The organism is Enterobacter cloacae complex sp. 2015409 (assembly GCF_041365315.1).
Taxonomy (GTDB): Bacteria; Pseudomonadota; Gammaproteobacteria; order Enterobacterales; family Enterobacteriaceae; genus Enterobacter; species Enterobacter pseudoroggenkampii.
In genome coordinates, this window is the sequence record NZ_JBFTVM010000001.1 from 60,716 (window position 1) to 72,440 (window position 11,725).

Annotated in this window: 6 protein-coding genes; all 6 read left to right on the forward strand. The window is 58.4% G+C overall.

Annotation, left to right across the window (positions count from 1 at the left end):
- Positions 1–59: 59 nt before the first annotated feature.
- The gene (locus ACDO57_RS00305) at positions 60–5,012 is read left to right on the forward strand and encodes an alpha-2-macroglobulin (RefSeq protein ID WP_370883382.1); all 4,953 of its coding nucleotides are present in this window, start codon (positions 60–62) and stop codon (positions 5,010–5,012) included.
- A gap of 1 nt (position 5,013) precedes the next feature.
- Positions 5,014–7,338 carry a peptidoglycan glycosyltransferase PbpC gene (gene pbpC / locus ACDO57_RS00310; protein ID WP_370883383.1) on the forward strand — a complete coding sequence of 775 codons (2,325 nt, stop codon included), beginning with the start codon at positions 5,014–5,016 and terminating at the stop codon, positions 7,336–7,338.
- Between the two features lie 156 nt (positions 7,339–7,494).
- Positions 7,495–7,926 (forward strand): nucleoside-diphosphate kinase, encoded by a 432-nt coding sequence (ndk, locus tag ACDO57_RS00315; RefSeq protein WP_003860625.1) that lies wholly within the window; start codon positions 7,495–7,497, stop codon positions 7,924–7,926.
- 169 nt (positions 7,927–8,095) lie between these two features.
- Entirely contained in the window at positions 8,096–9,262 is a 1,167-nt protein-coding gene (locus ACDO57_RS00320; RefSeq protein ID WP_014171168.1) for a bifunctional tRNA (adenosine(37)-C2)-methyltransferase TrmG/ribosomal RNA large subunit methyltransferase RlmN, read from the forward strand.
- A gap of 293 nt (positions 9,263–9,555) precedes the next feature.
- Positions 9,556–10,569, forward strand: coding sequence for a cytoskeleton protein RodZ (gene rodZ / locus ACDO57_RS00325; protein WP_370883384.1), 1,014 nt, complete (start codon positions 9,556–9,558; stop codon positions 10,567–10,569).
- Between the two features lie 26 nt (positions 10,570–10,595).
- Positions 10,596–11,714: a flavodoxin-dependent (E)-4-hydroxy-3-methylbut-2-enyl-diphosphate synthase gene (gene ispG, locus ACDO57_RS00330; protein WP_023308814.1), complete on the forward strand. Its 1,119-nt coding sequence runs from the start codon at positions 10,596–10,598 to the stop codon at positions 11,712–11,714.
- The last annotated feature ends 11 nt before the right edge of the window (positions 11,715–11,725 follow it).

Here is an 11,725-nt window from a genome sequence, read left to right on the forward strand (position 1 = left end):
CTTGCGGATAATACTTATCCGGACGACGACCAACAGGCTCCATGGGCCAGGGACAAAGGATGAAACCGTTTCGCTTAGCCGCGCTCTCTCTCGCGCTGCTTACCACGTTTACGCTTGTCGGCTGTGATAACAGCGACGATAAATCTCAGGCTGCGGCTCCCGCGGCATCCACCGCATCCACACCGAAAGCCGCGGAAAAGCCAAATGCTGAAACGCTGGCTAAGCTCGCCGCCCAGAGCCAGGGAAAAGCGCTGACCCTGCTGGATGCCTCTGAAGTTCAGCTCGACGGTGCCGCCACGCTGGTGCTGACCTTTTCTGTTCCGCTGAATCCCGATCAGGATTTCGCGAAAACCGTGCACGTCGTGGATAAGAAAAGCGGCAAGGTTGACGGGGCGTGGGAGCTGGCGCCTAACCTGAAAGAGCTTCGCCTGCGCCATCTTGAGCCCAACCGCAACCTGGTCGTCACCGTTGAACGGGGCCTGCAGGCGTTGAACAAGGCGACGTTCGGCATTGATTATGAGAAAGCCCTGACCACCCGGGACGTTGAACCCACCGTTGGTTTTGCCAGCCGCGGCTCACTGCTGCCGGGTAAGGTGGTGGACGGTCTGCCGGTGATGGCGCTCAACGTCAACAATGTTGACGTCAACTTTTACCGCGTGAAGCCTGAATCGCTGGCCTCACTTGTCAGCCAGTGGGAGTACCGCAACTCGCTGACCAACTGGGAGTCCGATAACCTGCTGAAGATGGCGGAGCTGGTTTACACCGGTCGATTCGATCTTAATCCGGCGCGCAATACGCGCGAAAAATTGCTGCTGCCTCTGAAGGATATTAAACCTCTCCAGCAGTCTGGCGTTTATATCGCGGTCATGAACCAGGCCGGGCACTACAACTACAGCAACGCCGCGACGCTCTTTACCCTGAGCGATATCGGCTTGTCCGCTCACCGTTATCATAATCGCCTGGACATCTTCACCCAGAGCCTGGAAAACGGTGCGGCGCAGTCCGGCGTCACCGTCACCCTGTTGAACGATAAAGGGCAGACGCTTGCCGAAGCGAAAAGCGACGGCGATGGCCACGCAAAGCTTGAGACCGACAAAGAGGCCGCGCTGATCCTGGCCAGTAAAGATGGTCAGACCACGCTGCTCGATCTCAAGCTGCCGGCTCTTGATCTGGCGGAGTTTGATATCGCAGGGAGCCCGGGCTATAGCAAGCAGTTCTTCATGTTTGGCCCACGCGATCTCTACCGCCCGGGTGAAACGGTGATCCTCAACGGCCTGCTGCGCGATAGTGACGGTAAGCCACTTCCGGATCAGCCTGTGAAGCTCGACGTGCTGCGTCCGGATGGACAGGTCGCCCGTACGATTGTCGTCAAGCCAGAGAACGGTCTCTATCGCTTTAACTATCCGCTGGACAGCGGGGCGCAGACCGGTATGTGGCATATCCGCGCCAACACCGGCGATAACCTGCAGCGCCTGTGGGACTTCCACGTCGAAGACTTCATGCCAGAGCGCATGGCGCTCAAACTGAGCGGACAAAAAACGCCGGTTTCACCGCAGGATAACGTGGACTTTAACGTGGTGGGCTATTACCTGTATGGCGCTCCGGCCAACGGTAATTCTCTGCAGGGCCAGCTCTTCCTGCGTCCGCTGCGTGACGCGGTGGCAGCGCTGCCGGGCTTCCAGTTTGGCGATATCGCCGAGGAGAACCTGAGCCGCAGCCTGGATGAGGTGCAGCTTACGCTGGATGAGCAGGGGCGTGGACAGGTTTCTACCGAAAGCCAGTGGAAAGAAGTGCACTCTCCGCTGCAGCTGATTCTGCAGGCCAGCCTGCTGGAGTCCGGCGGCCGTCCGGTAACGCGTCGCGCTGAGCAGGCCATCTGGCCGGCGGCTGAGCTGCCGGGTATTCGCCCTCAGTTCGCCAGTAAAGCCGTTTACGACTACCGCACCGATACCACCGTCAACCAGCCGATTGTTGACGAGAACGGCAACGCCAGCTTCGATATCGTTTACGCCGATGCCAGCGGCGCGAAAAAAGCGGTGTCTGGTTTGCAGGTTCGCCTGATCCGCGAGCGCCGTGACTACTTCTGGAACTGGTCTGAGAGCGAAGGCTGGCAGTCTCAGTTCGATCAGAAAGACCTGGTCGAAGGCGAGCAGGAGCTGACGCTCAAGGCCGACGAGACGGGTAAAGTCACCTTCCCGGTGGAGTGGGGTTCATACCGTCTGGAGGTGAAAGCGCCTGATGAGATGGTCAGCAGCGTGCGCTTCTGGGCAGGGTATAGCTGGCAGGATAACAGCGACGGCACCGGGGCTGCGCGCCCTGACCGCGTGACGCTGAAGCTGGATAAGCCAGCCTATCAGCCGGGCGACACCATCAACCTGCACATTGCCGCGCCAGCCGCAGGCAAGGGCTATGCGATGATCGAGTCCAGCGAAGGGCCGCTGTGGTGGAAAGAGATCGACGTACCGGTAAATGGGCTGGATCTCGCTATCCCGGTCGACAAGGCCTGGAAACGTCACGATCTCTACCTGAGTACGCTGGTGGTACGGCCTGGGGATAAATCCAAATCCGCCACGCCGAAGCGCGCGGTTGGCCTGCTTCATCTGCCGATGGGCGACGAAAATCGCCGCCTGAATATTGCGCTTGATAACCCGCAGAAGATGCGTCCAAACCAGACGCTCTCGGTGAAGGTGAAAGCCAGCGTGAAAGAGGGGGCCGTGCCGCAGAAGGTGAACGTTCTGGTCTCGGCGGTGGACAGCGGCGTGCTGAACATTACCGATTACGTCACGCCGGATCCGTGGCAGGCTTTCTTTGGTCAGAAGCGCTACGGCGCGGATATTTACGATATCTACGGCCAGGTCATTGAAGGGCAGGGCCGCCTGGCCGCGCTGCGCTTTGGTGGTGACGGTGATGAGCTGAAGCGCGGCGGAAAACCGCCGGTGAACCACGTCACCATCATTGCCCAGCAGGCACAGCCGGTCACGCTGGATGCCAACGGGGAAGGCACGATTACGCTGCCGATTGGTGATTTCAACGGCGAGCTGCGTCTGATGGCGCAGGCCTGGACGGAAGACGATTTCGGCAGCAGTGAAAGCAAGGTTATTGTGGCCGCGCCGGTCATTACCGAGCTGAATACCCCGCGCTTCCTGGCAAGCGGAGATACCTCGCGGCTGACGCTGGATATCACCAACCTGACCGACAAGCCGCAAACGCTGAACGTTGCCCTGACCTCTACCGGCAAACTGGTGCTGGAAGGCGCGCAGCCGCAGCCGGTTCAGTTGCCACCAGGGGCGCGCAGCACGCTGTTTATTCCCGTGCGCGCACTGGACGGTTATGGTGACGGTGAAGTGACCGCGCAGGTGACCGGTCTGCAGCTTCCGGGCGAGACTTTCGCACCGCAGCAAAAGAGCTGGAAAATCGGCGTGCGTCCGGCGTTCCCGGCGCAGACGGTGAATACCGGTGCCATGCTGAACCCCGGCGAATCCTGGACCGCACCGGCGCAGCATAGCAACGGTTTCTCTCCTGCCACCCTGCAGGGGCAACTGTTGCTGAGCGGCAAACCACCGCTCAACCTGGCGCGCTATATTCGTGAACTGCAGGCCTACCCGTACGGATGCCTGGAGCAAACCACCAGCGGACTGTTCCCGTCGCTCTACACCAACGCGGCGCAGCTTACTGCACTTGGCATCAAGGGCGACACCGATGACAAGCGCCGTGCAGCGATTGATATTGGCATCTCCCGTCTGCTGCAGATGCAGCGTGAAGACGGCGGGTTCGCGCTGTGGGATAAAAACGGTCCGGAAGAGTACTGGCTGACGGCCTACGTGACCGACTTCCTGGTGCGCGCGGGCGAGCAGGGTTACAGCGTGCCTGCAGATGCAGTGAATAACGCCAATAGCCGCCTGCTGCGCTATCTGCAGGACCCGGGCATGATGTCCATTCGCTATAGCGACGATACTCAGGCCAGCAAGTTCGCTGTGCAGGCCTATGCCGCACTGGTACTGGCACGCCAGCAAAAAGCGCCGCTGGGCGCGCTGCGTGAAATCTGGGATCGTCACGGACTGGCGGCTTCCGGTCTGCCGCTGATGCAGCTGGGCATGGCGCTCAAACTGATGGGCGATGCGCCGCGCAGCCAGCAGGCGCTGGACCTGGCACTTAAAACGCCGCGTAACGACAGCAAAAACTGGATGGCCGATTATGGCAGCCAGCTTCGCGATAACGCGCTGATGCTCTCTCTTCTCGAGGAGTACAAGCTGCTGCCGGATGCGCAAAATACGCTGCTGAATGCCCTGTCTGAACAGGCCTTCAGCCAGCGCTGGCTGTCAACGCAGGAGAGCAACGCGCTGTTCCTGGCAGGACGTTCGCTGCAAACCTTGTCCGGTACGTGGCAGGCGAAAACCTCTCTGTCTGAGACAGCATCAGGCGGCGATAAGTCACTGGTGCAAAACGTGAACGGCGACGAGCTTGGCGCGCTGCAGGTCACCAATACCGGAACGACACCGCTGTGGGTGCGTCTGGACAGCACCGGTTACCCTGACTATGCCCCTCAGCCGAGCTCGAACGTGCTGCAGGTTGAACGTCATATCCTGGCAACCGATGGCAGCAGTAAATCGCTCTCTTCCCTGAAGAGCGGCGAACTGGTGCTGGTGTGGCTGGAAGTTAAAGCCAGCCAGAACGTGCCGGACGCGCTGGTGGTGGATCTCCTCCCTGCGGGTCTGGAGCTGGAAAACCAGAACCTGGCAAGCAGCAGCGCCAGCCTGCAGGACAGCGGTAGCGAAGTGCAGAACCTGCTCAGCCAGATGCAGCAGGCGGATATTCAGCATATGGAATTCCGCGATGACCGCTTTGTGGCTGCCGTGCCGGTAAACGAAGGTCAGCCGGTCACGCTGGTCTATCTGGCCCGTGCCGTGACGCCAGGAACCTACCAGGTGCCGGTTCCGATGGTCGAGTCTATGTATGTGCCGCAGTGGCGGGCAATGGGGGCGGCCAGTGGCCCGCTGATTGTTGTTCCGTAATATGCGAATGGCACGTTTGACACGCTCCCGCTGGCTGTGGCTGGCGGGAGCGCTTCTCGTTTTATGGGGGCTGATTGTCGCCGCCGACCGCCTGTGGCCGTTACCGCTGAAAGAGGTTAACCCCGCCCGGGTCGTGGTGGATGAGAAGGGCACGCCGCTGTGGCGCTTTGCGGACAGCGACGGGATCTGGCGCTACCCGGTTACGATCGAAGAGGTCTCTCCCCGTTATCTTGAGGCGCTGATCCAGTACGAAGATCGCTGGTTCTGGGATCACCCCGGCGTAAACCCGCTCTCTGTCCTGCGCGCCGCCTGGCAGGATCTCAGTTCTGGCAAAGTCGTCTCTGGCGGCAGTACGCTGACCATGCAGGTGGCACGCCTGCTGGACCCGCATCCGCGCACCTTTGGCGGCAAAATTCGCCAGCTCTGGCGGGCGATGCAGCTGGAGTGGCACCTCTCTAAACGCGACATCCTGACGCTCTATCTCAACCGCGCGCCGTTTGGCGGTACGCTGCAGGGCGTCGGGGCGGCAAGCTGGACGTATCTGGGCAAGCCGCCGTCGCAGCTCAGCTATTCCGACGCGGCGCTGCTGGCGGTGCTGCCGCAGGCACCCAGTCGTTTACGCCCGGATCGCTGGCCTGAACGGGCCGAAGCGGCGCGCAATAAAGTGCTCGACCGCATGGCGACGCAGGGCGTCTGGTCCGCGAAGCAGGTCAAAGAATCACGGGAAGAATCGGTATGGCTGGCGCCCCGGCAGATGCCGCAGCTGGCGCCGCTCTTTGCGCGCATGATGCTCGGCAAAAGCCGCGACACGAAAATTGTCACCACGCTGGATGCCGGGCTACAGCGGCAGCTGGAAGAGCTGGCGATGAACTGGAAATCCCGCCTGCCGGCACGCAGCTCGCTGGCGATGATCGTGGTCGATCATACCGATATGAAAGTGCGCGGCTGGGTCGGATCGGTGGATATTAACGATGACAGTCGTTTTAGCCACGTGGATATGGTCAATGCGATCCGCTCCCCGGGATCGGTGTTGAAGCCCTTTATCTACGGTATGGCGTTGGACGATGGCCTGATCCATCCCGCCTCGCTGCTTCAGGACGTTCCCAGAAAAACCAGTGATTATCGCCCAGGGAATTTTGACAGCGGGTTCCACGGGCCGGTCAGCATGAGTGAAGCGCTGGTGCGCTCCCTCAACCTGCCCGCGGTACAGGTGCTGGAAGCCTACGGACCAAAACGATTTGCCGGTATGCTCAGTAACGCGGGTTTGCCGCTGATCCTGCCCGCGGGGGCACAGCCGAATCTCTCCCTGATCCTCGGTGGGGCAGGCGCGCGGCTGGCAGATATCGCCGCTGCCTACAGTGCCTTTGCCCGACACGGTAAGGCGGGACGGCTGCGCCTGCAGCCGGGCGATCCGCTGACTGAACGTCCGCTGTTATCACCGGGCTCGGCGTGGATTATTCGCCGTATTCTGGCCAATGAAGCGCAGCCGCTACCGGATAATGCACTACCGCAGGTTGCGCCGCTGGCGTGGAAAACCGGTACCAGCTACGGCTACCGTGATGCCTGGGCCATCGGTCTGAATGCCCGCTACGTGATCGGCATCTGGACCGGACGACCGGACGGCACGCCCGTGGCGGGACAGTTTGGGTTTGCCAGCGCGGTTCCGCTGTTAAACCAGGTCAATAACCTGCTTCAGTCGCGCTCAACGGTAGACGAAGCCCGCCTGCCTCGCGACCCGCGTCCGGAGAGCGTCGGGCGGGGCGTGATCTGCTGGCCGGGTGGCCAGCCGCTGCCGGAAGGCAGTGAAAACTGTCGACGTCGCCTGTCGACCTGGCTGCTGGAAGGCAGTGAACCGCCCACGCTGCTGTTGCCGGAGCAGGAAGGCATACGCGGCATTCGTTTCCCGGTCTGGCTGGATAAAACGGGTAAACGTGTGGCGGCAGATTGCCCTGATGCAACTGAAAAAGTCCTGGATGTCTGGCCGCTGCCGCTGGAACCGTGGCTGCCCGCAACCGAGCGTCGCGCGGTACGGATCCCGCCTTCATCAACAACCTGTCCTCCGCTGTTGCAGGACTCACCTGCGCCACTCATCCTGACAGGCGTACGCGAAGGGGCCGTTATCAAACGTCTGCCGGGTGAATCCCGCGTTTCGTTGCCGCTTCAGGCGACCGGCAACAGCGGTGAGCGCTGGTGGTTTTTGAACGGTGAACCGCTGAGTGTGAAGGGAAGGGTTTACACATTACAGCTTGATAAGTCGGGTGATTATCAGTTACTCGTTATGGATGAGACCGGGCAGGTCGCGACGGTGAATTTTACGCTGCAGTGATCTGAAAATAGCTTTCAGATGTGAGCTGTTGCTAAAACTCGTCTTATTTTAAAAAAATGTTACCTGAATCCATAGGCAATGGCGCTATTGCTCATTATAATCCGCGCCACACCATACTCAGGTATGCAAAACAACAGAACATTGACAGAGGTTATCATGGCTATTGAACGTACTTTTTCCATCATCAAACCAAACGCGGTGGCAAAAAACGTTATTGGCAGCATCTTCGCTCGCTTTGAATCTGCAGGGTTCAAAATTGTTGGCACCAAAATGCTGCACCTGACCGTTGAGCAGGCTCGCGGCTTCTACGCTGAGCACGAAGGTCGCCCATTCTTTGACGGCCTGGTGGAGTTCATGACCTCCGGTCCAATCGTGGTATCCGTGCTGGAAGGCGAAAACGCAGTACAGCGTCACCGCGACCTGCTGGGCGCAACCAACCCGGACAACGCGCTGGCCGGTACTCTGCGCGCTGACTACGCTGACAGCTTCACCGAGAACGGCACCCACGGTTCTGACTCTGTTGAATCTGCTGCACGCGAAATCGCTTTCTTCTTTGCAGAAGGCGAAGTGTGTCCACGTACCCGTTAATTTAACGGTTTCGTTTACACATTATTTTCGTAAATGCCGCGTCCAGACGTGGCATCCCTGCGCCAGACTTTGTACAATGCAACGCCCCGGACGAGCAGACCGCTTTCCGGGGCGTTTCTATTCAACCCTCCATGGGCCATAACGTGTAACAACGAGGCCGGAAAATATTATGTCTGAACTAGTGAATACCTCCGAAGTCGCCATTCCTGCGGTTCCCAATAAAAATGGAAAAATCAACCTGCTGGATCTGAACCGTCAGCAGATGCGCGAGTTCTTTAAAGAGATGGGCGAAAAGCCGTTTCGTGCCGATCAGGTCATGAAGTGGATGTACCATTACTGCAGCGACAATTTTGATGACATGACTGACATCAACAAGGTCCTGCGCAATAAGCTCAAAGAAGTGGCTGAAATCCGTGCACCGGAAGTGGTGGAAGAGCAGCGCTCCGCGGATGGCACCATCAAATGGGCGATTGCGGTCGGCGATCAGCGCGTTGAAACCGTCTACATCCCGGAAGAAGACCGCGCCACGCTGTGCGTCTCCTCTCAGGTTGGCTGTGCGCTGGAGTGCAAATTCTGCTCAACCGCGCAGCAAGGCTTTAACCGTAACCTGCGCGTGTCAGAAATTATCGGCCAGGTCTGGCGTGCCGCGAAAATCGTGGGCGCGGCAAAAGTGACCGGCACGCGTCCTATCACCAACGTGGTGATGATGGGGATGGGTGAGCCGCTGCTGAACCTGACCAACGTCGTTCCGGCGATGGAAATTATGCTGGATGACTTTGGCTTTGGTCTGTCCAAGCGTCGCGTCACGCTGTCTACCTCAGGCGTTGTGCCTGCGCTGGACAAGCTTGGCGACATGATTGACGTTGCGCTGGCGATCTCCCTGCACGCGCCAAACGATGAAATTCGTGACGAAATTGTGCCGATCAACAAAAAGTACAATATCGAAACCTTCCTCGCTGCCGTACGTCGCTACCTGGAGAAATCCAACGCCAACCAGGGCCGCGTGACCATCGAGTACGTGATGCTGGATCACGTCAACGACGGCACCGAACATGCGCATCAGCTGGCTGAACTGCTGAAAGATACGCCGTGCAAAATCAACCTGATCCCATGGAACCCGTTCCCGGGCGCGCCGTATGGCCGTAGCTCGAACAGCCGTATCGACCGTTTCTCCAAGGTGCTGATGGAGTATGGTTTCACCACCATCGTGCGTAAAACCCGTGGTGATGACATTGATGCCGCATGCGGACAGCTGGCAGGTGATGTCATTGACCGTACTAAACGTACCCTGCGTAAACGCATGCAGGGCGAGACGATCGCGGTTAAAGCTGTTTGATTATTATGCACTCGCGGCGCATTATCTGCGCCGTGAAGCATAACCTTACTGAATAATCAGTCAGATTCGTGATGACTGATCAATAATTACGGTGCGTTTCATTCGACTTTCGGGCAGTATGTAACGACGTAACAACAGTTTAGCCGTACGGGCAGGGCTGTACTGTCATCTCCGGGCTGACAGTCTTATACTCTCTGTTCAAGGTTAACTGACCAGAAGTTTCGCGGTGCGGGTGGCATTGTGACTCACCGGCGCCTGAACCCTTATTTTTCACGTACCAGTAGTTGTAGCGAATGAATACTGAAGCCACTCACGACCAACATGAAGCACTCTCCACTGGCGTTCGTCTTCGCAACGCCCGTGAACAACTCGGACTCAGCCAGCAAGCCGTTGCGGAACGCTTGTGCCTGAAGGTTTCCACGGTTCGCGATATTGAAGAAGATAAGGCGCCTGCCGATCTGGCTTCAACGTTCTTGCGCGGTTATATCCGCTCTTACGCAAAACTGGTGCACATCCCCGAAAACGAATTACTGCCAATGATGGAGAAGCAGGCGCCGGTCCGTGCAGCAAAAGTTGCGCCGATGCAGACCTTCTCCCTGGGGAAACGTCGTAAAAAACGTGATGGCTGGCTGATGAGCTTTACCTGGCTGGTGCTGTTTGTGGTCATCGGTCTGACCGGTGCATGGTGGTGGCAAAACCACAAGGCGCAGCAGGAAGAGATCACCACCATGGCCGATCAATCCTCCGCCGAACTCAACCAGGCCGGAAGTGAGAACGGCCAGAACGTGCCGCTGAATACCGACGGCGCAGCGTCCTCCAGCGAGCCACAGACCGCAGTGCCAGACGCGTCGGCGACCGGTGCAGCACAGACCCCGGCAGCAACGGCTAACACCGCTGCGCCGCAGGCTCAGGATCAAAACGCGGTTGTTGCCCCTTCTCAGGCGAATGTTGATACGGCGGCGAACGCGCCTGCGGCTACCCAGCCTGCAGACAATAGCGCAGCGACTCTGCCAACCAGCCCGGCGGGTACGGCGACAGCAGCCGATCCCAACGCGCTGGTGATGAACTTCAGCGCCGACTGCTGGCTGGAAGTAACTGACGCGACAGGTAAAAAACTGTTCAGCGGCCTGCAGCGCAAAGATGGCACGTTAAACCTAACCGGCCAGGCTCCTTATAAACTTAAAATCGGCGCTCCGGCAGCGGTACAGATCCAGTATCAAGGAAAACCTGTCGACCTGAGCCGCTTTATCAGAACTAACCAGGTTGCACGTCTTACCGTTAATGCCGAACAATCAGCAGCACAGTAACAGACGGGCAACGCGGGAGATTTTTCATGCATAACCAGGCTCCGATTCAACGTAGAAAATCGAAACGGATTTACGTTGGGAATGTGCCAATCGGCGATGGGGCACCTATCGCCGTTCAGTCGATGACCAACACGCGCACCACCGATGTGGAAGCGACGGTCAATCAAATCAAAGCATTAGAACGTGTAGGCGCGGACATTGTTCGCGTCTCCGTCCCAACCATGGATGCCGCTGAGGCGTTCAAACTGATCAAACAGCAGGTCAGCGTTCCGCTGGTGGCTGATATCCACTTCGACTACCGCATCGCACTGAAAGTGGCCGAATACGGCGTCGATTGCCTGCGTATTAACCCGGGCAACATCGGTAACGAAGAGCGTATCCGCATGGTCGTGGACTGCGCCCGGGATAAAAATATTCCTATCCGTATTGGCGTTAACGCCGGTTCACTGGAAAAAGATCTGCAGGAAAAATACGGTGAGCCTACGCCGCAGGCGCTGCTCGAATCCGCGATGCGCCACGTCGATCATCTCGATCGTCTCAACTTCGATCAGTTCAAAGTCAGCGTAAAAGCGTCCGACGTGTTCCTTGCCGTAGAATCTTACCGCCTGCTGGCAAAGCAGATCGACCAGCCTCTGCACCTCGGGATCACCGAAGCGGGCGGCCTGCGCAGCGGCTCTGTAAAATCCGCGATCGGTCTGGGGCTGCTGCTCTCTGAAGGGATCGGTGACACCCTGCGCGTCTCGCTGGCGGCCGATCCGGTCGAAGAGATCAAGGTCGGTTTCGATATTCTGAAATCACTTCGTATTCGCGCGCGTGGGATCAACTTCATTGCCTGCCCAACCTGTTCACGTCAGGAGTTTGATGTGATCGGGACGGTGAATGCCCTTGAGCAACGTCTTGAAGACATTATCACCCCGATGGACGTTTCCATCATCGGCTGTGTGGTAAACGGTCCGGGTGAAGCGCTGGTGTCAACCCTGGGCGTAACCGGCGGTAACAAGAAAAGTGGTCTCTATGAAGATGGCGTTCGTAAAGATCGTCTGGATAATAGCGACATGATCGACCAGCTTGAAGCCCGCATCCGCGCCAAAGCCGCCATGATGGACGAAACACAGCGTATCAGCGTTCAGCAGGTTGAAAAATAACGTGATGGGAA

Excerpts from the sequence above, each read along its gene's own strand:
- pbpC (WP_370883383.1), top strand. The coding sequence starts at position 5,014 with ATGCGAATGGCACGTTTGACACGCTCCCGCTGGCTGTGGCTGGCGGGA.
- ispG (WP_023308814.1), top strand. The coding sequence starts at position 10,596 with ATGCATAACCAGGCTCCGATTCAACGTAGAAAATCGAAACGGATTTAC.
- rodZ (WP_370883384.1), top strand. The coding sequence starts at position 9,556 with ATGAATACTGAAGCCACTCACGACCAACATGAAGCACTCTCCACTGGC.
- ACDO57_RS00320 (WP_014171168.1), top strand. The coding sequence starts at position 8,096 with ATGTCTGAACTAGTGAATACCTCCGAAGTCGCCATTCCTGCGGTTCCC.
- ACDO57_RS00305 (WP_370883382.1), top strand. The coding sequence starts at position 60 with ATGAAACCGTTTCGCTTAGCCGCGCTCTCTCTCGCGCTGCTTACCACG.
- ndk (WP_003860625.1), top strand. The coding sequence starts at position 7,495 with ATGGCTATTGAACGTACTTTTTCCATCATCAAACCAAACGCGGTGGCA.